Source organism: Salinisphaera sp. RV14 (assembly GCF_052044135.1).
Lineage (GTDB): Bacteria > Pseudomonadota > Gammaproteobacteria > Nevskiales > Salinisphaeraceae > Salinisphaera.
Window position 1 is genome coordinate 14735 of sequence record NZ_JBQDYF010000018.1, and the last position, 21915, is coordinate 36649.

The following is a 21915-nucleotide window of genomic DNA, read 5'->3' on the forward strand; positions in this document are numbered from 1 at the left end:
GTCCTAGGCGTTGCCGCTGTAGCGTTTTTCCAGCTGCTCGATGAAATGATCGAGCCCCTCGCGGCGAATTGCCGAATTGAACTGGCCGCGGTAATTGGTCACGAACGATAGATTGCCGATGCTGCCGTCATAGACCTTCCAGTGGCCGTCGACTTTGTGCAGTTTCAGGCTGACGCGCGTGTCCTGGCCGTTGCGCGAATGGATCACGGCGTTGAAGGTGACGTCCTTGGCATCCTTGGCCGCGCGCACCGGCATGTAGTCGATCTTCACGTTGTTGTTTAAGCCGAGCAGGGCGCTGCCATAGGTGCGGATCAGCATGTTCTTGAAGGCTTTCTGGAAGTGTTGACGCTGGGCCGGCGACGCCTGGCGCCAGTAGCGGCCGAGCACCAGCTGCGACATATAAGGCAGGTCGATCAACGGCACCAGATCGCGATTGATCAGGGCATACAGTTTCTGCGGGTTTTTGCGCAGTTCGGCGCGGTGGCCGTCGAGGTCGTTGAGGACCTTCTGCACGGTCTGCTTCGCGAGCTGTTGCGGCGGTGTCGGCGCGGCACTGGCCAGAGCCGGCGCCATGAGCGCTACCGTGATGAAGGGGATGAAAACGCGAGTCCAACGCATAATGAAAGACCTTGGCTTAGAGATCGTCGAATTTCAGGGAGTTTGTACGGTCGCCCTGAATCGGTCCTGAAGGTAATGCATGATTCGAACACACCCTGTGTGCCGTATGATACGACGCGACACGCAGCGGGGTCAGTTGCCCGAGCCGCCACCCCCGCCGCCACCGGAGGATTGGTCGTTCGACATCCGGGTCATAAACTGGCCGATCAGGTTCTCCAGCACGATCGCGGACTGGGTGATGATGAACTTGTCGCCGTTTTTCATGTTCTGGGTCGAACCGCCGGGGCCGACGCCGATGTACTGATCGCCGAGCAGGCCGGAGGTCAGAATCGAGGCGTCGGAATCCTTGGGAATTTTGTACTGATCCTGGATCCGCATGGTGGCGACCGCACGGTAAGTGGTCTGGTTCAGTTTGATGTCGGTTACGCGGCCGATGCGAACCCCGGCCAGGTCGACCGGCGCGCCCACCTTCAGGCCGCCGATGTTGTTGAACGCGGCGGTGACGGTATAGCCCTGGACATTCCCGGTGTGCGCCAGATCGCTCACCCGCATGGTCAGGATGAAGATGGCGGCGATCCCGAGGCAGACGAATAATCCGACCAGAAACTCGACGGCTCTTGATTGCATAGCGTCTTTCCTTCAACTAACCGCTGAACATCACGGCGGTCAGCATGAGATTGGCGGCCAGAATGGCCAGCGAGGCGATGACCACCGTATTGGTCGTCGCGCGCGATACCCCTTCCGAGGTCGGCGGTGCATGATAGCCCTGGAACACGGCGACCCAGGTGATGATGGCGCCGAACACGCCGCTCTTGATGAATACGTTGAGGATGTCGCGGTTGAATTCGACGCTCGACTGGATGCCGTTCCAGTAGGCTCCGGCATCCACGCCGAGCATGTCCACGCCGACGAAATAGCCGCCGCCGGCACCGATCGCCATAACACAGAAGATCGTGGTGAGCAGTGGCATGGCGATGACGCCCGCCAGGAAGCGGGGCGCGATGATACGGCGCACCGGGTCGACCGCCATCATTTCCATGCCGGAGAGCTGGTCCGTGGCCTTCATCAAGCCGATTTCGGCCGCCAGCGCACTGCCGGCGCGGCCCGCGAACAGCAGGCCGGTCACGACCGGGCCGAGCTCGCGAACCACGACCAGCGCGACCGACGTGCCCAGCGCGTTCTCGGCGCCGAAATCGGCCAGGGCGCGATAGCCCGACAGCGCCAGTACCATGCCCACGAAGATGCCGGCCACCACGACGATCAGCAGCGATAATACGCCGACCGAATAGATCTGTTCGACCACCAGCCGCGGTTTGGCGGCAAGCGACGGGATGGCGGCGAGCACGCGGCCCAGGAACAGGGCGCTGCGGCCCAGATCCGCCAGCCAGCCGAACAGGGGGTTCAGAATCCGCATGATTCGGTTCACGCCCGATCTCCGCCGAGTAGATCTTCGCCGTAGGGTGTGTCGGCATAATGGAAGGGCACCGGCCCGTCCGGCGACGCCGTGATGAACTGCTGCACCCAGGCCGAATCGGAATGCCGGATATGCGCCGGGTCGCCGTGATCCACCACTTCGCCATCGGAGATGACATAGACGTAATCGGCGATGCCGAGCGTTTCCTTGACGTCGTGGCTGACCACGATGGCGGTCAGGCCCAGAATATCGTTAAGCCGCCGGATCAGGCGCAGCAGTACGCCCATCGAGATCGGATCCTGTCCGGCGAACGGCTCGTCGTACATGATCATTTCGGGATCGAGCGCGATCGCCCGGGCGAGCGCCACGCGCCGCGCCATGCCGCCCGACAACTGGGCCGGCGCGAGATCGCGGGCGCCGCGCAGGCCGACCGCTTCGAGTTTCATCAGTACGATGTCGCGGATCAGGCGTTCCGGGAGTTTCGAGTGTTCCCGGAGCGGAAACGCCACGTTGTCGAACACCGACAAATCCGTGAGCAGGGCGCCGGACTGGAACAGCATGCCCATGCGCTTTCGTTGTTCGAACAGGGTCTTCTGCGACATACCGGCGATGGACTGGCCATCGAAACGCACACGGCCCGAGTCGGCGCGCCACTGACCGCTGATCAGGCGCAGCAGCGTCGTCTTGCCGGTGCCGGACGGCCCCATGATGGCGGTGATCCGGCCGCGCGCGATATCGATATCGACCCCCTTGTAGATGACGCGGGAGCCGAGCCGGAAATGCAGATCGCGCACCTCGACCAGGTTGTCGGCCGTGTTTTTCGTCGCAATTGAATCGGTCATGGGCGAGATTCGGCCTCGGGTGCGCGCCAGCCTATCAGATCGCCGGTGATGTCCGGCGCGTCGGCGGCGATCAACCCGAGTTCGGTGCAAAGATGAGCGCTGAGGTCCGCGGCGACCCGGTCCAGGTCCGAGGGACCACCAAGGTCGGCGATCTGGGTCATGACGAGGCCGTGATAGCCACAGGGATCGATGCGCGAGAAGGGCTCGAGGTCCATGTTCACGTTCAGCGCCAGGCCGTGATAGCTGTTCGAGCGTGACACGCGCAGCCCGACCGATCCGATCTTGGCGTCGCCGACATAGACGCCGGGCGCGTCGCGCCGGGCATGGGCATCGATGTCGTACCCGGCCAGCGTGGCCACCATGGCGTTTTCCAGCGCGCTGACCATGCTGCGGATGCCGATGCCGAGTCTTTTAAGATCGAGCATGACATAGGCCATGAGCTGGCCCGGTCCGTGATAGGTGACCTGGCCGCCCCGATCGATGGGCACGACCTCGATATCGCCCGGCGCGAGGATATGCTCGGCGCGGCCGTTTCGGCCCTGGGTGAAGACCGGCTCGTGATTGAGCAGCCACAGGGCGTCCGCATCGGCCGGGCCCCGCTCGGCGGTGAAGCGCTGCATGGCCTGCCAGACCGGGCGGTAGGGTTGTGGCCGCCAGCCGAAACGGCGGACGGCGATCGGGGGCGTGCTCACAGCGACATCAGCACCTGATCGTGGTCGGTCAGGTCCTTGTAGATGGCGTCGAGCTGCGCCTTGCTCTTGGCATTGATCGACGCGGTCACCGCGATGTAACGCCCGCCGCTGGACTCACGGCTGCGCAGATCGTCGGTGGTCAGCTCCGGTGCATGCGCCTTGACCAGGGTGTAGACGGTCTGCTCGAAGGCGGTGCCGTGACGACCGAACGCCTTGATCGCGAACTCACAGGGGAATTCGAGCAGGGTTTCATCGTTGGATTCGGGCATGGCGGTACTGTGCTCCCGGGCCGGTGTCGGCGTCCAGCGGCCCGCGACAAAGCGAGCCGCCGGCGCGCAATCTACTGGAACATCATAAGAATATCGTCGATGAATTGCGTGACGTAGCCGCCCTTCGCGATGGACTTGCCGGCATACAGCGGCTCTTCCTTGAGCGTCTTGCCGTTGTACTTGATCGACAGCGTGCCCAGGCGTTCGCCCTTCTTGACCGGGGCTGTGAGGTTTCCCGGCAGCTTGGCGCTGGTCGACAGCGCGTCGCGCTGGCCGCGGGGGTAGGCGACGGAGACCGGGCCGTGGGCCACCACGGGGAGTTCGCTTTGCGCGCCTTTCCAGACCCGGATCTGGGAAATTTCCTTGCCGTTATCGAACAGTTTGGTGTCGTTGTAGAAACGAAAGCCGTAGTTGAGCAACGCCTCGCACTGATTGGCGCGGGCCCGGGCCGAGTCGGTGCCGGTGACCACGCAGATCAGGCGCTGGCCGTTGCTGACCCCTGAGGCGGCCAGGTTATAGCCGGCCTTTTCGGTATGGCCTGTCTTGCCACCGTCGACCCGGGGATCGGACCACAGCAGCGTGTTGCGGTTGTACTGCTTGATGCCACCGTAGGTAAAGCTCTTGATGTTGAAATACCTTTGGTAGAGCTTGGGGAATTTGCGAACGATGGCGGCATAAAGCGTCGCGATGTCGCGCGCGCTCATGTAATGGTCGGCGATCGGCAGCCCCTCGACATCGGAAAAATGACTGTTCGTCATGCCCAGGTGCTTGGCGTACTGGTTCATGTAGTTGACGAAGGTCGATGTGCTGCCGGCGATGTATTGGGCCAGTTGGACCGCGGCATCGTTACCGGAGTCAGTGATCAGGCCGTCGAGCAGCTGGTTGACCGTGACTTTTTCGTTGATTTTGAGAAACATCTGCGAGCCGTGCATCTCCCAGGCCTTCTTGCTGACCGTGACCTTGTCCTTGGTCGAGAGATTGCCGTGCTTTATCTCGTCGAAGGTGATGTAGCAGGTCATGAGTTTGGTGATGCTGGCCGGCTTGATGTGCATGTCCGGGTTCTTGGCCGCCAGCACCTGCCCGGAGTTGTAGTCCACCAGGATGTAGCTTTTCGCCCCCAGGGAGGGCGCGCTCGGAATCGGCAGGCTGTTGTCGGCCGCCGACGCGGCGACACTGACCAGCAGGACCGCGACAAACAAGAACAGGCGTTGGGCGTGGTGCATCAGGCTCGAACTCTTGGCGGACATGTAAGGCATTGGATGACAGGAAAGTTTAGCGTCTCGTCGCGGACGCGGCTAACGTTTGATCTCGCGCACGGGCAATCCCGCATCGGCCAGTTGCTGTTTCGCCCGCGCCTGGGCGGCCAGCGAACTGAACGGCCCCACCCGGACACGATACAGCTTCATCCTGGACGAGGGTGGGATCACCGCCACCGGCCCGACCCCGGCGGCGCGGGCCCGGGCCTTCGCCCGGCTTGCGTGAGCGGCGCTCGAGAAGGCACCGATCTGCAGTGGCGCGGCCTTGGCGGCAGGATTCGACGAGCGCGCCGGTGCGCCCGACGAGGCGGGGCTGTCGGAGGTGTGATCCGCGACGCGCGACGGGCCGGCATGGTGCGCAGGCTTGCCATCCGCGGGCGGGTTTTCGGCCCGGCGCAGCGGAGGCGACGGCTGCGCGCTGTCCGACGAGCCGTTGTCGGTATCGGGCTGGTCGATGGTCGCCGGAGTCACGGTATGGATACGCACCGGCGCGCTGCCTTCGCCGACGATGCCCAGGCGGCGCGCGGCGACATAGGACAGATCGATGATCCGGCCTTTGTGGAAGGGGCCGCGGTCGTTGATCTTCACCACCACCTGCTTGTGGTTGTCCAGATTGGTCACCCGAACCCAGGTCGGGATCGGCAGGCGCTTGTGGGCTGCGGTCATGGCGAACATGTTGTACGGCTGGCCCGAGGACGTCTGCTGGCCGTTGAACTGGCGGCCGTACCAGCTCGCGCGCCCGGTCTGGGTAAAGCCCTTGGCGCTTTTGAGTACGTAGTAACGCTTGCCGAGGGCGGTATAACTGGTTGGGTTGCCGTGCTTGGACGGCGGTACGTTGCGGGGCACCGCATCGTGCACCTTGGACCAGTCGATGTGCGTGTCGGACGGCGGGCCGTCGTTCTGGTAGTAGCCCCCGCCGTGCGATTTTTGCGGCTTGTGTGCCGGCCCGCTGGCACAGCCGGCGAGCGCGAGTATGCCGCCGGCAACGAGCAGGCGGCCGAGCCGGCGTGGCGCGGGCTTCACGAGCCCACCGCCGGATGCGTGAATGCCTCGATCTCCCGGTCCAACTGGTAAACCGCCATCGCATACAGCGGACTGCTGTTGTAGGTGGTGATCACGAAGAAATTATGCCGGGCCAGCCAGTATTCGGGGCCGTGGGGCCCGGTGAACCGGAGCAGGCCGACGCGGGCATCCGGGGGCGGGGCATTCGCCACCTTGACGCCCTTGGTCTTGAGTTCGGCCCAGCGGTAGCGCGGCTGGCGGGTACTGGTATGGATATCGTGGATGGCTTTGGGTTTTGCCAGCGTTGCGGGCTGGGCGATTGACTCGCCCCGCTGCCAGCCGTTCTGGGCCAGGTAATTGGCGACCGAGTCGATGATGTCGGCCGGTTCGTGCCAGAGATCGCGCCGGCCGTCGCCGTTGCCATCGACCGCGTAGGCGGCATAGCTCGACGGCATGAACTGGGCGAGCCCCATGGCGCCGGCGTAGGAGCCGACATCGTGGGTGCAGTCGAGTTTATTCTTGACGCAGAGGGCGATGAATTCACCCAGTTCCTTGGTGAAGAAGGTTGAGCGCTCGGGATAGTCGAAGGCCAGCGTGGACAGCGCATCGAGTACGCGATCCTTGCCGATGTAGCGGCCGTAGCGTGTTTCCACACCCAGGATGGCCGCGATCATATAGGCGGGCACGCCGTACTTTGCCTGCGCTTTTTCGAACAGCTTGCGGTGCGCGTTGATATAGGCTGCCCCCTGGCGGGCGCGCTTGGGCTGGACGAAGATCGGGCGGTAATTGGCCCAGGTCAGCGTCTTCTCCGCCGGCTTGCGCATCTTGGCGATGATCCCGGGTTTGTATTTCGCCTCGGCCAGCAGTTTGCGTGTGGTCGCTTTCGGGATGTTCTTCTCTCGCTTCAAGCGCTCGATCAGTTTGTGACCGGCTGCCGAGTCGGCGTAATCGCCTTTGGGCGTATCCGCATGCGCCGCGGGCCCGACGGTCAGAGCAAGGGTGAAGGTCAGCGCCAAGGCGGCGCTCAGCGCCGGTCCGAGGTTGAGAGTCGTCATGTTGCGAGCAACTTCCGGTGGGTGTGGATCGACATCACGATGCCGAACGAGGCCAGCAGCATGACCATCGACGTGCCGCCGAAGGAAATCAGTGGTAATGGAACGCCGACCACGGGTAGCAGCCCGGCGACCATGCCCATGTTCACGAACGCATAGAAGAAGAAGGTCAGCGACAGGCTGGCCGCGGTCAGGCGCTGGAACGTATCCTGGCTCTTGACTGCGATGAACAGCCCGCGGGCGACGATGAAGCCATAGATCGCCATCAGGCCGAGCACGCCGAACAGGCCGGTCTCTTCGGCATAGACGGCGAACACGAAGTCGGTATCCGATTCCGGCAGGAAATTCAGATGAGCCTGGCTGCCGTTGAGCCAGCCCTTGCCGAATACGCCGCCCGAGCCGATGGCGATCTTGGATTGGGTGATGTGATAACCCGCCCCGAGCGGATCGCGCGCCGGGTTGAGGAAGGTGAGTATCCGTTGTTGCTGGTAGTCGTGGAGGTTGAACCACACCAGCGGGGCGGCGGCCGCGGCGAGTACCAGCAACAGGATGATGATGCGCCAGCGCAGTCCGGCGAAGAACAGCGCGAAGCCGCCGCCGGCCACGATCAGCAGCGCGGTGCCCAGATCCGGTTGTCGCACCACGAGTGCCACCGGCATGGCGATGATGAGACCGGCCTTCGCGATGTCGCTAAGCCTGGGCGGCAGACTGCGATAATGGAAGTATGCGGCGATGGTCAGCGGCACCACCAGCTTCGAGATCTCGGATGGCTGGAAACGCACAACGCCGAGATCGAGCCAGCGCCTGGCGCCCATGGCCGCATCGCCGAGCACCAGGGTCGCGACCAGCAGCACCAGTCCGAGTACATAAACCCAGGGTGCCGCGGCGCGATACCAGTGCGGCGGGACCTGGGCCAGGGCGATCATGGCGGACAGGCCGATGCCCAGGCGTATCGCTTGATCGATCACGACGTTGGCCGAGCGGCCCGAGGCGCTGTACAGCACGAACAGCCCGAGCAGGGCGCAGCAGAGCAGCGCGGCGAACAGCTGTACATCGATGTGCCAGTGGGCCAGCCATTCCGATAGCGTCGCCGGACGTTCACGGGTGGTCGTGCTCATGAGTCGGTGCCTGTCTTGTGGCCCGGCTGGTTGGCTTGCAGTGTCTTGCTGTTCGGCAGGCTGTCCAGGTAACTGTCGATCACGCGCCGGGCGATCGGGCCGGCCACGCTGGAGCCGCCGCCACCGTGCTCGACCACCACCGCGACCGCGATCTTGGGATGCTGGATCGGCGCAAAGGCGATGAACAACGCGTGTTCGCGCAGACGACGCGGAACGCTGTCGAGATCCGGTGCCACTTCATTCTGCGGCAGATCCGCCACCTGGGCACTGCCCGACTTGCCCGCGATCGGGTACTTCAGATGCTGGCCGACGTAGTAATGGGCGGTGCCGTGCGGATTGTCGATCACGCCCTTCATGGCGTTGATGACGATGTTCCAGTGGCGCTTGTCCTTGAGTTCGATCGGCGGCAGCGCCTTCGGCTTGTAGTCGGTGGTGGTATGGGTCTGCGGATCTTTCCAGGCCTTGAGCACGTGCGGCTTGTAGGCGTGCCCGCGTTTGGCGATCTCGCTCACCGCCTGAGCCAGCTGCAGCGGCGTGGCGGTCATGTAGCCCTGGCCGATCACGGTGATCAGCGTCTGGCCCGGGTACCAGGGCAGGTGCCGGTTGGCGTGCTTCCATGCGCGCGAGGGCATGATGCCGGCATTCTCCCGCGGCAGATCGATACCGGTCTTCTGGCCGAAACCGAACATCGAACCGTAGCGATGGATATTGTCAATGCCGAGTTTCATGCCCAGTTTGTAGAAATAGACGTCGGAACTGCGCTCGATCGCCTGGGTCAGATTGATCCAGCCCTGGCCGGAGCGTTTCCAATCGCGATACCGATGCTTCGAACCGGGCAGGGTAATGTAGCCGGGACACCACACTTTCTTGTTCGGATCGATCACCCCGGTTTCCAGTGCGGCAATGGCCATGAACGGCTTGATCGTCGACCCCGGCGGGTACTGGCCCTGCAATGCGCGGTTGTACAGCGGCTTGTGCGGACTGTGGAGCAGCCGCGTGTAGTTGGCGTGGCTGATGCCGTTGACGAACAGGTCGGGGTTGTATCCCGGCTTGCTGACCATGGCGAGTACGCCGCCGGTGTCCGGGTTGAGCGCGACCACCGCGCCGTCCTGGTCGCCCAGGGCGTTGTAGGCGATCTTCTGCAGCGCCGAATCGACCGTGAGCACGAGGCTATCGCCGGCGGTGGCCGGGTGCATGTCGAGCTGGCGCAGGGCGCGCCCGGCGGCGTTGGTCTCGACCACGCGCGAGCCCGGATAGCCGTGCAGCCGCGACTCGTACGACAATTCCACGCCGGCCTTGCCGATATGCGATGAGCCGCGATAGCGCTTTTTGTTCCGGCCGACGAGATCGGAGGCGGTGATGCCGCCGACATAGCCGACCAGGTGCGAGGCGTACTTGCCGAGCGGGTAGTTGCGCGTCAGCCCGGCGCGAATATCCACGCCCGGAAAACGGTCGCGGTTGACTTCGAAGCGGGCGACCTCGGCCTGATTCAGGCTCAGCCGTATCGGCGTGCCACGAAACGACGGTGTCTGCTTCTCGCGCGAATAAAAGCGCTGCTTGTCGGCCTTGCTGATGTCGACGATCTTCGACAGCCTTGCAATGGTCGATTTCACGCTGTCGCTGACTTGTTCGGGCACGATTTCCAGCCGGTACGCCGGTTCGTTGTTGGCCAGCAGGTTGCCGTGACGGTCGTAGATCAGCCCGCGTACCGGCGGCACCGCCTCCACGCGCATGCGATTGTCCTGCGAGCGCGTCTCGTAGTAGCCGTGTTTATACACCTGCAGGTACACGACACGCGCGATCAGCATGCCGATCAAGGTCAGCAGCAGCAGGCTGGCCGCCACCGTGCGAATGAGAAACAGGCGTCGCTCGGCCGCGTGGTTTTTGATTGCGTCGTCCGCGGCCATATCCGCTCGTAATCATCCTGATGTTCGGCATGGGGCCGCCGCGGCGCGTTCGAAGACATGCCGTAGCGGCCCGGTGGTACCCCTTGTGGACTATCCGACCTCTAATTCGGCGATCCGTTCCAGAACAAACGCCCAGATCGGCCAGAGCGCCGCCGAGGACAGTACCGGAAGCCAGCGCCACCACTGGTTTACGTCCAGCCCGGACGCCCCGTCAATCCAGAACAGAACGAACTCGTAGAGGGCGAATACCGGCAGCATCAGCAGGCCCTGCTGGATCAGCGGAAAACTCCACAACAACCCGCGCGCCTTGACCACGACATAGGCGGCGACCGCCATGGCCAGGCCGTGCTCGGAAAACGGCGTGCCGTAGAGCACGTCGATCGCCAGTCCCGCGAACCAGGCCGCGACCGGCCCGAAGCAACGGGGCTGGTTCGCGGTCCAGAACAGCACCGTCATGGTATAGAACGCCGGTCGAGCGGCGGCAATGGCTGCCGGCATCGGCAACAACGTGACCACCAGAGAGACGGCCAGGCTGACCACGATCAGCAGACCACTGACGCGTTGATTGATGATCATTGCCCGGGCGTGCCGCTGGCGCCATCGCCGTTATTCCCGGCGGATTTGCCCGATTTGCCGGCATTATCCGGTGTCGATTGTGTGTGATCAGTCGTGTTCCAGACCAGCAGGGCCTCGCGCCCGCGATCAAGATGGGCCGTTGGCCGGGCCGTCACGGAGAGGAATTCCTGGCCCGGACGATGCACCACACGCGTGACCTTGGCCACCGGATAGTTCGCCGGATAGCGTCCGCCGAGCCCGGAGGACACCAGCAGGTCGCCGACCTTGACGTTGGCGTTGTTGGGCAGAAACGGCAGCGTCAACGCCTCCGAGCTGCCGGTGCCCTGGGCGATGGTCTGCAACCCCGTGCGGTTGATCTGGACCGGGATTCCATTGTTCGGATCGCTGATCAGGATCGCGCGCGAGTCCAGCGGCGTGACATTGGTCACCTGCCCCATGATGCCATGGGCGTCGACCAGGGTCTGGCCGACGAACACGCCGTCCGAACTGCCCTTGTTGAGTTTGACGTACTGGCGATACGGATCGGGACTGACCGACAGTATCCGCGCTATCAGCACGTTCTGATCGATCGAGCTGGCCGAGGCCAGCAGGGCGCGGATGCGTTCGTTCTCCGCCTGCAGCGCCGCCAGCTGCTGCAGTCGGCCCTGAAGCAGCAGCACCTTCTGCGACAGCTGCTTGTTCTTCTGGATCAGGTCGCCGCGATCGAAGTAGTTCTTGAGGTAATTCGAGGCGTCGCCCGGTATTTCGGCCGCCGTCTGGACCGGCTCGAGCGCGACCGCAAGCACGCCGCGCACCGACGACAGACTGTCGTGCGCGTTGTCGACCATCATCAGCACGATGGAAATGATCGTGATCGCCACGAGCTTCAGCCCGGGCGCGATCCGGCGGCCCAGAAAACGTGGTTTGTCGTCGTCGGACAGCCCGAGCACTAGCGCGACTTCCCGGCCGCCGGCCAGCGTTGATCGTCCGCGGCCCGGCGTGGTCGTGCGCGGGCGGGGCGTTCAATCAGGGCAACAACGCGTAACAGTTGGCTCATCGAGTCAAGACGGCTCGTCCCGGGGGAGCGAATGGCGACAGCCGACGGTCCGGCATCGCACCAAAGTTAGGCCCGCAGGGCGGGCCCATGCAACGTCGACTATTCGAGTGCGAACAGTGCGCCCGACTTGCGATCGATCATCTCCAGGAGAATGCCGCCGCCGCGGGCCACGCAGGTCAGCGGGTCGTCGGCGACGATCACCGGCAGGCCCGTCTCCTCCGACAGCAGTTTGTCCAGATCGGCGAGCAGTGCGCCGCCGCCGGTCAGCACGATGCCCCGTTCGGCCACGTCCGAGCCCAGCTCCGGCGGCGTGGACTCCAGCGCTAGTTTGACCGCCGAGACGATGTTGGACAGCGGCTCCTGCAGCGCATCTAGCACTTCGTTGGAATTGAGCGTAAAACTGCGCGGCACGCCGGCCGACATGTGCCGGCCCACCACTTCGATCTCCTTGATCTCGTGGCCCGGGAAGGCGGTGCCGATCTGGTGCTTGATGGATTCCGCGGTGGTTTCGCCGATCAGCATGTTGTATTGCCGGCGCACGTAATTGACGATCGCCTCGTCGAATTTGTCGCCACCGGTGCGCACGGATTCGGCATAGACGATGCCGTTGAGCGAGATCACGGCGACTTCCGACGTGCCGCCGCCGATGTCGAGCACCATCGAGCCGCGCGCCTCGCTGATCGGGATGCCGGCGCCGATGGCCGCGGCCAGGGGCTCGTCGACCAGGTACACGCGCCGCGCGCCGGCATTGGAGGCGGACTCGCGGATGGCACGGCGCTCGACCTGGGTCGAACCGTACGGCACACAGACCAGCACGCGCGTCATCGGCCGCAGGAAGCGCTTGCGGTGCACCTTGCGGATGAAGTGCTGCAGCATCTTCTCGGTGACCGTGAAGTCGGCGATCACACCGTCCTTGAGCGGCCGGATCGTGCTGATGTACGCCGGTGTGCGCCCGAGCATGCGCTTGGCGTCGGTGCCGACCGCCTCGATGCGCTTGCCGCCGCGGGTGTCGGTGCGCACCGCCACCACCGAGGGCTCGTTGAGCACGATGCCCCGATCGCGCGCATAGACCAGGGTATTGGCCGTCCCGAGATCGATCGAGAGATCGTTGACGAACAGGCCGCGAAAGTTTTCCAGCATGAGGCTCACCGAGCACAGCAAATATGACGCGCGTAGCGCGCACCTGACATCGACGGGCGTCGATGCAAACCACCTTCGGCCCCGGATCCGATCGCGAACAGGTCGAAGGTCCCTCTAAAGGTGCGCAATGCTAGCAACGGCGCGCGGGCGCGGCAACGCTCGACCGCTCATATCCCACTGAAAAGGTGGGCGCGGGATGAGCCATGACCGCGGATAGCGTTATTATGCTACGTTCTGCCGCCGCGCGGCCGCCGCGCCCGTAAACGAATCCAAACGACGAGATTACCGCCGTGAGCCTGACCGCCGATGACGTGCGCAAGGTCGCCCGCCTGGCCCGACTGGGGCTGGATGAGGGCGCCATCGCCGAGTACGCGACCCAGTTGTCCAGCATACTGGATGTGGTCGATCATCTGGAATCCGCCGATACCGATAATGTCGAGCCGATGTCCCACCCGCTGGATCTGACCGCGCGCCTGCGCCCGGACGTGGCGCAGGCCACGGTCGATCGCGAGGCGTTTCAGGCCATCGCGCCGGACACCGCCGAAGGGCTGTATCGCGTGCCGAAGGTGATCGAATGATCCACGAACGCTCCATCGCCGAACTGATTGCGGCGCGCGCGGCCGGCGAGCTGAGCGCGGCGGAGATGGCCGAGGCCTATCTCGATCGGATCGAGGCCCATGCCGGGACGCTCAATGCGCTGATCACACGCACCGACGAGGCCGCCCGCGAACGCGCGACGGCGCTTGATGCGAGTGCCGCCGGCGCGCTGGCCGGCCTGCCGATCATTCACAAGGACATCTTCTGCACCCGCGGCGTGAAGACAAGCTGCGCCTCGCGCATGCTCGATAACTTCATCGCACCTTACGATGCCACCGTGGTGGAGAGGTTGCAGGCGGCCGGCACGGTGACGCTGGCCAAGGCGAACATGGACGAATTCGCCATGGGGTCGTCCAACGAGAACAGTTTCTACGGCGCGGTGAAAAACCCGTGGCACCTCGACTATGTGCCCGGCGGCTCGTCGGGCGGCTCGGCCGCCGCGGTGGCCGCGGGCCTGGCGCCGGCGGCCACCGGCACTGACACCGGCGGCTCGATCCGCCAGCCGGCGGCGTTCTGCGGTGTGACCGGGATCAAGCCGACCTACGGACGGGTTTCGCGCTACGGTATGATCGCGTTCGCCTCCAGCCTCGATCAGGGCGGCTGTTTCGCGCGCTCGGCGGCGGACTGCGCGCATGTGCTGGGCGCCATGGCCGGTTTCGACACCCGCGATTCCACCAGTGTCGAGCGTGATGTGCCGGATTACGCCAGCCAGCTTACCGGCGATATCGCCGGCCTGACGATCGGCTTGCCGCGTGAATATTTCGCCGAGGGTCTGGAAGCCGGCAGCCGTGCGGTGATCGAGGCCGCGATTGGCGAGATGAGGGCGCTCGGCGCGCATGTGGTGGAAATCGATATGCCGCATACCGATCTCGCGGTGTCGACCTACTACGTGATCGCACCGGCAGAGGCGTCGTCCAATCTGGCGCGCTTCGACGGCGTGCGCTATGGCTATCGCTGCGCCGATCCGGTCGATCTGGACGATCTGTATACCCGCTCCAGAGCCGAGGGCTTCGGGCCCGAGGTCCAGCGCCGCATCATGATGGGGGCCTACGTGCTGTCGGCCGGCTATTACGATGCGTATTACCTGAAGGCACAGAAGACCCGGCGGCTGATCGCGGGCGACTTCCACGATGCCTTCGCCAAGGTGGATCTGATCGCCGCGCCGGTGACCCAGGCGCCGGCCTTCCCGATCGGCGAAAAGGTCGACGATCCGGTCGCGATGTATCTGAACGATGTCTACACGCTGCCCGCCAGTCTGGCCGGGGTGCCCGGCATGTCGGTGCCGGCCGGCTTCGTCGACGGATTGCCGGTCGGGCTGCAGCTGATCGCGCCTTGGTTCGAGGAAGGTCGTCTGCTGAATGCCGCGCATAGCTACCAGCAGGCCACGGACTGGCACACCCGCCGCCCGCCGGGTTTCGAGTAAGGAAGGCAAGCCATGAACTGGGAAGCCGTGATCGGGCTGGAAGTGCATATCCAGCTCGCGACCGAAAGCAAGATTTTCTCCACCGCGCCCACGGCCTACGGCGCCGAGCCGAACACCCAGGCCAATGCGGTCGACGTGGCCATGCCCGGCGTGCTGCCGGTGATCAACGAACAAGTCATCCGCATGGCGACCCTGTTCGGCCTGGCCATCGACGCCGATATCGCGCCGAGATCGGTGTTCGCGCGCAAGCATTACTTCTATCCCGACCTGCCCAAGGGCTACCAGATCAGCCAGTTCGAACTGCCGATCGTGGCGGGCGGCCATCTGGACATCACGGTGGGCGAGGGTGCGGCCAAGCGCATCGGCATCACCCGGGCGCATCTGGAAGAGGATGCCGGCAAGTCGCTGCACGATGCGTTCGATCGCGCCACCGGCATCGATCTGAACCGTGCGGGCACGCCCCTGGTGGAATGCGTGTCGGAGCCGGAAATGGCGAGCGCCGCCGAGGCCGCAGCCTATGCGCGCAAGCTGCATTCGCTGGTGACCTATCTCGGCATCTGCGACGGCAATATGGCCGAAGGCTCGTTCCGGGTGGATGCGAACGTGTCGGTGCGGCCCGTCGGTTCGACCGAATTCGGTACGCGCACCGAAACCAAGAACGTCAACTCCTTCCGGTTCCTGGAAAAAGCGATCGAGTTCGAGATCGAGCGCCAGATCGACGTGATCGAGGGTGGCGGCACGATCGTGCAGGAAACGCGCCTGTTCGACCCGGATTCCGGCGAGACGCGCTCGATGCGCTCGAAGGAAGAAGCCCACGACTATCGCTACTTCCCCGATCCGGACCTGTTGCCGGTAGCCATCGACGCGGCGTTCATCGAAACGGTGCGTGCCGATATGCCGGAGTTGCCGGGCGCCAAGGCCGAGCGGTTCGAGGCCGAATACGGGCTGTCCACGGCCGATGCGGCCGCGCTCACCGCCTCGCGCGTCTGGGCCGATTATTTCGAGGCGACCGTTGCCGCCGCCGGTTCGGATAAAGCCAAGCTCGGCAAACCCGCGTCCAACTGGATCAGCACCGAACTGGCGGGTGTACTGAACCGCGACGGTCTGTCGATCGGCGAGGCGCCCGTGGGCGCCGCCCAACTCGGCGGGCTGATCGCGCGCGTCGACGATAACACCATCTCCGGCAAGATCGCCAAGCAGGTGTTCGACGCGCTGGTGGCGGGCGAGGGCGACTCGGCCGACGCCATCATCGAAGCCAAGGGCCTGAAGCAGATCACCGACACCGGCGCCATCGAGTCGTTCGTCGACGAAGCGATCGCCAACAATCCCGATCAGGTGCAGCAGTATCTGGACGGCAAGACCAAGGTCGTCGGCTTCCTGGTCGGCCAGGTGATGAAGGCCTCCAAAGGCAAGGCCAATCCCAAGGAAGTCAACCAGATGATGGTCGAGAAACTCAACGCGATGGCTTAGGACGGTCTGTTTGCAGTCCGCAAATGAACGCGAATGAGCGCAAATAAAACATTGAACGAAGCGGTTCGGTGAACGAAAGTTCATATCTAAAAATTATGACTTCATTTGCGTTTTTAGCGTTCATTTGCGGACTTGTCTTACGGAAATTGCACTTTCCAGCGACATTTTCTGCGCGGGAGATAAGAGAGTCGATCCGGCACACAGGATTTGCCGGGCGCGTTAGCCTGTAGCGCAGTATTCTGGAGTCCCTTGAAGCCATGCAACAGACGCTGACCTATGACACGCCTGGCCGTTCGACGCGGGATATCACGCGCGATGTCGACGCCGTCGTGCGCGAGGCGGGCATCGAGACCGGGCTGGCGCATGTGTTCATCAAGCACACCTCGGCCAGCCTGATGATCTGCGAAAATGCCGATCCCACCGTGCGTGAAGATGTCGAGACCTGGATGCGCCGCACCGTGCCGGACGGCGATCCGATGTATGTGCACACCATGGAAGGCCCGGACGATATGCCCGGCCATATCCGCTCGATTCTCACCGGCATGGACGTCACCGTGCCGATCACCGGCGGCCGGCTCAATCTCGGCACCTGGCAGGGCATCTATCTCTACGAACACCGCAGTTCGCGGCATTCGCGTCAGGTCGTTGTCACGCTCACCTCGGCTGGCTAGCCGACGGCTGTTTCACGGCCACTGCGCGCCGTTCTGGGCCACGTAGATCGCATACAGCGAACGACTGGCGGTGATGAACAATCGATTGCGGCGCGGCCCGCCGAATGTCAGGTTGGACACGGTCTCGGGGACGTGGATCTTGCCGAGCAGCCTGCCATCCGGCGCAAAGCACTGCACGCCGTCGCCTGCGCTGGTCCAGATATTGCCGTCGGTATCCACGCGAAAGCCGTCGGACACACCCGGCTCGACCACCGCGAACACGCGCGAATTTTCCAATCGGCGGCCCGCGATCACGTCGAAGGCGCGAATGTGATGATAACCGTTCGGGTCGTGCGAGCGTGACGTATCCGAAATGTAGAGCGTGCCTTCGTCCGGTGAGAAAGCCAGCCCGTTCGGCCGTACGAAATCGTCCGCGACGACCGTCAGTTCGCCCGACTCCGTGTCGAGCCGGAAGACGAAACAGCCCGCTTGTTCCGATTCGGCCTTGTGGCCTTCGTAGTCGCTCAGGATGCCGTAGGGCGGGTCGGTGAACCAGATGCTGTCGTCCGCGGCCACGACCACGTCGTTGGGTGAGTTCAGCCGGCCGCCGTCGTAGCGGTCGGCCAGTACCGTGACGCGCCCGTCGTGCTCGGTACGCGTGACCTGCCGGCCGCCATGTTCACAGCTGATCAGTCGCCCCTGGCGGTCGCGGGTATGGCCGTTGGCATGCCGGCTCGGTTGGCGGAATACGCCGACATCGCCGGCCGGTGTCCAGCGCAGGATGCGGTCGTTGGGAATATCGCTCCAGAGAACGACATCCGTATCGGCGATATAGACCGGCCCTTCGCACCAGAGCGAGCCGGTATGCAGCCGCTCGAGCCGGGCGTTCGGCTGGGTCATATCGTGGAAACGCGGATCGAGATATTCGACCGTATTGCCCATCGCTCGATGTCCTCGGTTTGAATCAGTGGGTGCTGAGTTTCTCGCGGCCATAGAGCAGCAGCAGGATGATGATGATCGAGCCGAAGATGATGTGCTTGCCGGCCTCCTGGATCTGGACGGTCGACAGCACCGATTGCAGCAGCACCACGATCATCGCGCCGGAAATCGAACCCAGATAGCCGCCGGAGCCACCCATGATATTGGTGCCGCCGATGATCACCGCGGCCACCGGCACCAGCAGATAGCCGCTGCCCATGCCGAGATAGGTCTGCGACGAATAGCCGGTGAGCATGATGCCGGCGAGCGCGGCACAGAAGCCGGAGATGGCGTAGGCGCCGAGATAGACCTTGCGGCTGTCCACACCGGACAGGAACAGGGCCGACTCGTTGTTGCCGATGGCATACAGATAGCGGCCGAAGCGTGTCCGGTGGAGTATCACCAGCGCGAATATCGCGGCCACGATCCACACCAGGAGCGGCACCGGAATGCCCCACAGGTTGCCGGCGCCGAGGGCCCTTACGAAGGGCGGCACATTCACCTTGGGCGGCTGGGCATGGGTATAGACCAGCGTCGCGCCCTGCATGAGCGCGTTGGTGCCCAGCGTCCAGACCAGCGAATGGATACGGAATATCGCCGTGCCGATCGAGTTGAACAGGCCGACCAGCGTGCCCGAGGCCAGCGCGGCGGCGATGGCCACCGGGGTGCTGGTGCCGTGGCTCATCAGGGTGGCCATCAGGATCGCCGAGAAGGTCAGATTCCACGGCACTGACAGATCGATCTGGCCGGTGATGATGACCAGCGTCTGGCCGACCGCGATCACGCCGATGAAGGCGCCGATCTGCAGCAGGTTGCGGATGTTGTCCCAGGACGCATAGTGCGGATTGATCGCCGCGGCGACCCCGAACAGCACGACCAGCAGGATGTAGGAGATCGTCACGCCCTGGAACAGCCAGGACGGCAGGGCCACCGCGCGTTTGGATTCGGATGCGTTGTTCATATCGGCCAGTGTCCTGTCATGGGTATTTTGTCGTATTCAGAACGCCTGTGCGGGCCTAGCACAAGGCGCGCGACTGCGCCATAGCGAGCCTATGGCAAAGGAGCGCAACGCGGTGGTGGGCCCGCACAGGCGTTCCCTTCGGGATATGGGGTATGGGGCGAGGCGGCGCGCGCCCGTGGACGGCGTTGCGCCGCTTGGCCAGGGGGATGCCCTGGCCGGCGCGTCGCGCCTTGCCACGAACGCGCGCCGCCTCGCTGAATGCGACAAAATACCCATGACAGGACACTAATTGGACATCACGTTGAGCCAGTGCCGCGTGCGCAGCCGCCAGACATTGGCTGTCGCCAGCACGATGACGAGGATCGCGCCCTGCAGCAGGTTCTGATAGAAGGGCGATACGCCGCTGGCGAACAGCACGCTGATCAGCAGCGAGAGAAAGTAGGCGCCGCAGATCGGGCCGAGGGCGATGCCGCGTCCGCCACCGAGTACTGCGCCGCCGAACACCACGGCGGCCACAGAGTTCAGGGTATAGCTGGTGCCGATGGTCGGATCGCCGGAGGTGGTCTGGGCGGTGAGGAAAATGCCGGCACAGGCCGCGAAGAAGCCGCCGGCGGTATAGGCCCAGAGCTCGGTCCGGGCGACCGAGATGCCGGACACGCGCGCCCCGCTGCGGTTGTCGCCGATGGCCTTGATCGCGCGGCCGAGCCGCGAGCGCATCAGCGGCACCCAGGCAAGGCCGACGACCCCGAGCAGAAGGATCAGCGCGTAGGGCAGGTAGCCCCAGGAACCGGTCAGCGCGTTGGCGAAGCCGCCGGGCACCGTCCCGCCCGGCTGCGGGCGGACCAGCAGCCCGATGCCGGTGTAGATATACAGCGTGGCCAGGGTGACTATGATGGGCTGGATGCGCCCGTAGGCCACGATCAGCCCGTTGACAAAGCCGGCCAGGGTGCCGGCGAACAAGGTGCCGATGAGCACCGCGGTGGCGATCGCCGGGTGGGTGCCCATGTAGGTCGCCGCGATCGCATTGGTCAGTCCCACCATCGCGCCGACCGACAGATCCACACCGCCGGTCAACACCACCACGAGCTGGGCCAGGGCGGCCAGCGCGAGCGTGGTGCCCTGATTGACCGACATGGTCACGCCGAACGGCGACAGGATCATGGGCTGGATATAGGCGAATAGGATGGCCAGCAGCACGAGGCCGATGATGGCGGTCAGGGAACTGTAATAGCGTTCGACGATCACGAGGCGGCTCCGGTATTCCGATGGGCGGCGGCGGACGCAGACTCGGTGCCGGCGTGCTCCCGAACGCCCAGCGAGGCGGCGAGGATGGCGTTTTCCGTAATGTCCGTGCCCTCCAGCGTCTCGGCGATGCGGCGGTCGTTCATGACCAGTACGCGATGACAGACGCCGACCAGTTCGGACAATTCGGTGCTGTAGAGCAGGACCGCCTTGCCGGCCTGCGCCAGTTCGCCGATCAGTTCGTAGAACGCGCGCTTGGTGCCGACATCCACGCCGCGGGTCGGGTCGTAGAACAGAAAGATATCGCCGCCGGTCTCCAGCCACTTGGCGATCACCACCTTCTGCTGGTTGCCGCCGGACAGCGCGGCCACCGGCGTTTCCATGCTGGCGGCCTTGATCTCCATGCGCTGCATGCCTTCCTCGGCGGTACGACGCTCGCGCGCGCGGTCGATCAGGCCGCCACGGCTCAAAACCTTCAGGCTGGCGAGCACGATGTTTTCGCGCAGCGACAGCGGCTGCAGAAGCCCCTGGGTCTTGCGGTCCTCCGGAATCAGCGCGAATCCGGCCCGGATCGCCTTCCAGGGCGAACCCAGATGTACCGGCTTGCCGGCCACCCGCACTTCGCCGGACAGCCGCCGCACCATCCCGAACAGCGCCAGCAGCAGGTCGCCCTGACCCTGACCCTCGAGGCCGGCCACGCCCAGTACCTCACCGCGGCGCAGCTGAAAACTGATGTCGTGGAGCAGTTCGCCGGCACTCAGGTTCGCGACGTCTAGCAGGGGGTCCTTGTCGGCCGGTTGCGGTGCCCGGTCGGGAAAAGACTGCTCGATGCGTTCGCCGAGCATCAGTTCCACCAGATGGCTCTCGTCCATGTCCGCGGCATCGACCGTGCCGACGTTGGTACCGTTGCGGAACACGGTCAGCCGGTCGGCGATCTCGCGGACTTCGGCCATCCGGTGCGAGATGAATATGATCGCCGTGCCGCGTTCACGCAGCCGGCCCAGCAGATCGAACAATCGCCGGACTTCTTCCCGGCCGAGCGCCGAGGTGCCTTCGTCGACGATCAGCGTCTTCGGGTCGTGCGACAGGGCCTTGGCGATTTCGACCAGCTGCTGATCGGCCAGCGTCAGCCGCCCGGTCAGCGTATTGGGTTTGATGTGATCGATGCCGATCTGTTCGAACAGATCGGTCACGCGGCGACGGAGTTCGCGGCCACGGATCTGGCCGAGCGGCCCGGTCGGTTCGTGCGCGAGCATGATGTTTTCGGCCACGGTCAGATGCGGAGCCAGCGACAGCTCCTGGAACACGGCGGCCACTCCGAGTTCGGCGGCCCGGATCGGGTTGCGGAGCTGCACCGGCTCGCCGGACAGACGAATCGTGCCGGCGTCGGGCGGCTGCACCCCGCACAGGATCTTGACCAGGGTGCTCTTGCCGGCGCCGTTGGCGCCGAGCAGCACATGGACTTCGCCGCGACGACAGCTGAAGTCGGCGTCGTCGAGGGCGATGGTGCCGGCGAAATGTTTGGCGATGCCGCTCGCTTCGAGGGCCGGCGCGTCGTGGGACGCACCGGGTCCGGATGAATCGGCCATGGGGGCGCTCACAGTCGGTTACACAAAAAACCGCGAAGGGCGGGCGGGACACTCGGGGCCCGCCCGCAATACAGGCGATCGCC

General features: G+C 64.4%; 22 protein-coding genes. 4 read left to right on the plus strand and 18 right to left on the minus strand.

Annotation, left to right across the window (positions count from 1 at the left end):
- Nucleotides 1–3 precede the first annotated feature (3 nt).
- The 14 genes from ACS8Y6_RS14890 to ACS8Y6_RS14955 all read right to left on the minus strand — a co-directional run bounded on the left by ACS8Y6_RS14890 (nucleotide 4) and on the right by ACS8Y6_RS14955 (nucleotide 12922).
- The gene (locus ACS8Y6_RS14890; protein WP_440855891.1) at nucleotides 4–618 is read right to left on the minus strand and encodes an MlaC/ttg2D family ABC transporter substrate-binding protein; all 615 of its coding nucleotides are present in this window, start codon (nucleotides 616–618) and stop codon (nucleotides 4–6) included.
- 132 nt (nucleotides 619–750) lie between these two features.
- Nucleotides 751–1245: an outer membrane lipid asymmetry maintenance protein MlaD gene (gene mlaD, locus ACS8Y6_RS14895; protein WP_109992141.1), complete on the minus strand. Its 495-nt coding sequence runs from the start codon at nucleotides 1243–1245 to the stop codon at nucleotides 751–753.
- Nucleotides 1246–1261: 16 nt separating this feature from the next.
- Nucleotides 1262–2032, minus strand: coding sequence for a lipid asymmetry maintenance ABC transporter permease subunit MlaE (gene mlaE, locus ACS8Y6_RS14900; protein ID WP_440855923.1), 771 nt, complete (start codon nucleotides 2030–2032; stop codon nucleotides 1262–1264).
- A gap of 8 nt (nucleotides 2033–2040) precedes the next feature.
- Nucleotides 2041–2874: an ABC transporter ATP-binding protein gene (locus ACS8Y6_RS14905; protein WP_440855892.1), complete on the minus strand. Its 834-nt coding sequence runs from the start codon at nucleotides 2872–2874 to the stop codon at nucleotides 2041–2043.
- Nucleotides 2871–3566: a lipoyl(octanoyl) transferase LipB gene (gene lipB / locus ACS8Y6_RS14910; protein ID WP_440855893.1), complete on the minus strand. Its 696-nt coding sequence runs from the start codon at nucleotides 3564–3566 to the stop codon at nucleotides 2871–2873. Before lipB ends, ACS8Y6_RS14905 begins: the two co-directional genes overlap by 4 nt.
- The gene (locus ACS8Y6_RS14915) at nucleotides 3563–3835 is read right to left on the minus strand and encodes a YbeD family protein (RefSeq protein WP_440849169.1); all 273 of its coding nucleotides are present in this window, start codon (nucleotides 3833–3835) and stop codon (nucleotides 3563–3565) included. The genes lipB and ACS8Y6_RS14915 overlap by 4 nt, the downstream gene beginning before the upstream one ends.
- Nucleotides 3836–3906: 71 nt before the next feature.
- Nucleotides 3907–5082, minus strand: coding sequence for a D-alanyl-D-alanine carboxypeptidase family protein (locus ACS8Y6_RS14920; RefSeq protein WP_440855894.1), 1176 nt, complete (start codon nucleotides 5080–5082; stop codon nucleotides 3907–3909).
- Between the two features lie 48 nt (nucleotides 5083–5130).
- Nucleotides 5131–6114, minus strand: a complete 984-nt coding sequence (locus ACS8Y6_RS14925) for a septal ring lytic transglycosylase RlpA family protein (protein ID WP_440855895.1) — start codon at nucleotides 6112–6114, stop codon at nucleotides 5131–5133.
- Complete coding sequence (gene mltB, locus ACS8Y6_RS14930) at nucleotides 6111–7148, minus strand: lytic murein transglycosylase B (RefSeq protein WP_440855896.1); 1038 nt, start codon at nucleotides 7146–7148, stop codon at nucleotides 6111–6113. Before mltB ends, ACS8Y6_RS14925 begins: the two co-directional genes overlap by 4 nt.
- Nucleotides 7145–8263 carry a rod shape-determining protein RodA gene (rodA, locus tag ACS8Y6_RS14935; RefSeq protein WP_440855897.1) on the minus strand — a complete coding sequence of 373 codons (1119 nt, stop codon included), beginning with the start codon at nucleotides 8261–8263 and terminating at the stop codon, nucleotides 7145–7147. The genes mltB and rodA overlap by 4 nt, the downstream gene beginning before the upstream one ends.
- Nucleotides 8260–10170: a penicillin-binding protein 2 gene (gene mrdA / locus ACS8Y6_RS14940; RefSeq protein ID WP_440855898.1), complete on the minus strand. Its 1911-nt coding sequence runs from the start codon at nucleotides 10168–10170 to the stop codon at nucleotides 8260–8262. The genes rodA and mrdA overlap by 4 nt, the downstream gene beginning before the upstream one ends.
- A gap of 90 nt (nucleotides 10171–10260) precedes the next feature.
- The gene (mreD, locus tag ACS8Y6_RS14945; RefSeq protein ID WP_440855899.1) at nucleotides 10261–10746 is read right to left on the minus strand and encodes a rod shape-determining protein MreD; all 486 of its coding nucleotides are present in this window, start codon (nucleotides 10744–10746) and stop codon (nucleotides 10261–10263) included.
- A complete protein-coding gene (mreC, locus tag ACS8Y6_RS14950) occupies nucleotides 10743–11675 on the minus strand; it encodes a rod shape-determining protein MreC (protein WP_440855900.1) in 933 nt (310 codons plus the stop codon). Before mreC ends, mreD begins: the two co-directional genes overlap by 4 nt.
- A 206-nt stretch (nucleotides 11676–11881) precedes the next feature.
- The gene (locus ACS8Y6_RS14955; protein ID WP_440849177.1) at nucleotides 11882–12922 is read right to left on the minus strand and encodes a rod shape-determining protein; all 1041 of its coding nucleotides are present in this window, start codon (nucleotides 12920–12922) and stop codon (nucleotides 11882–11884) included.
- Between the two features lie 290 nt (nucleotides 12923–13212).
- On the opposite strand from ACS8Y6_RS14955, the gene gatC reads away from it, so the two are divergent.
- The 4 genes from gatC to ACS8Y6_RS14975 all read left to right on the plus strand — a co-directional run bounded on the left by gatC (nucleotide 13213) and on the right by ACS8Y6_RS14975 (nucleotide 17083).
- The gene (gatC, locus tag ACS8Y6_RS14960) at nucleotides 13213–13500 is read left to right on the plus strand and encodes an Asp-tRNA(Asn)/Glu-tRNA(Gln) amidotransferase subunit GatC (protein ID WP_424821714.1); all 288 of its coding nucleotides are present in this window, start codon (nucleotides 13213–13215) and stop codon (nucleotides 13498–13500) included.
- Nucleotides 13500–14942: an Asp-tRNA(Asn)/Glu-tRNA(Gln) amidotransferase subunit GatA gene (gene gatA, locus ACS8Y6_RS14965; RefSeq protein ID WP_440855924.1), complete on the plus strand. Its 1443-nt coding sequence runs from the start codon at nucleotides 13500–13502 to the stop codon at nucleotides 14940–14942. Before gatC ends, gatA begins: the two co-directional genes overlap by 1 nt.
- A 12-nt stretch (nucleotides 14943–14954) precedes the next feature.
- The gene (gene gatB / locus ACS8Y6_RS14970; RefSeq protein WP_440855901.1) at nucleotides 14955–16412 is read left to right on the plus strand and encodes an Asp-tRNA(Asn)/Glu-tRNA(Gln) amidotransferase subunit GatB; all 1458 of its coding nucleotides are present in this window, start codon (nucleotides 14955–14957) and stop codon (nucleotides 16410–16412) included.
- A gap of 257 nt (nucleotides 16413–16669) precedes the next feature.
- Nucleotides 16670–17083 (plus strand): secondary thiamine-phosphate synthase enzyme YjbQ, encoded by a 414-nt coding sequence (locus ACS8Y6_RS14975; protein ID WP_440855902.1) that lies wholly within the window; start codon nucleotides 16670–16672, stop codon nucleotides 17081–17083.
- A 12-nt stretch (nucleotides 17084–17095) separates the two neighbouring features.
- Here ACS8Y6_RS14975 and ACS8Y6_RS14980 read toward each other — a convergent pair whose 3' ends face one another.
- From ACS8Y6_RS14980 to ACS8Y6_RS14995, 4 genes are all read right to left on the minus strand, one after another.
- A complete protein-coding gene (locus tag ACS8Y6_RS14980; RefSeq protein WP_440855903.1) occupies nucleotides 17096–18004 on the minus strand; it encodes an SMP-30/gluconolactonase/LRE family protein in 909 nt (302 codons plus the stop codon).
- A gap of 22 nt (nucleotides 18005–18026) precedes the next feature.
- Entirely contained in the window at nucleotides 18027–19001 is a 975-nt protein-coding gene (locus ACS8Y6_RS14985) for an ABC transporter permease (protein ID WP_440855904.1), read from the minus strand.
- Between the two features lie 285 nt (nucleotides 19002–19286).
- Nucleotides 19287–20246 carry an ABC transporter permease gene (locus ACS8Y6_RS14990; protein ID WP_440855905.1) on the minus strand — a complete coding sequence of 320 codons (960 nt, stop codon included), beginning with the start codon at nucleotides 20244–20246 and terminating at the stop codon, nucleotides 19287–19289.
- Nucleotides 20243–21832, minus strand: coding sequence for a sugar ABC transporter ATP-binding protein (locus ACS8Y6_RS14995; RefSeq protein WP_440855906.1), 1590 nt, complete (start codon nucleotides 21830–21832; stop codon nucleotides 20243–20245). Before ACS8Y6_RS14995 ends, ACS8Y6_RS14990 begins: the two co-directional genes overlap by 4 nt.
- Between the last annotated feature and the right edge of the window lie 83 nt (nucleotides 21833–21915).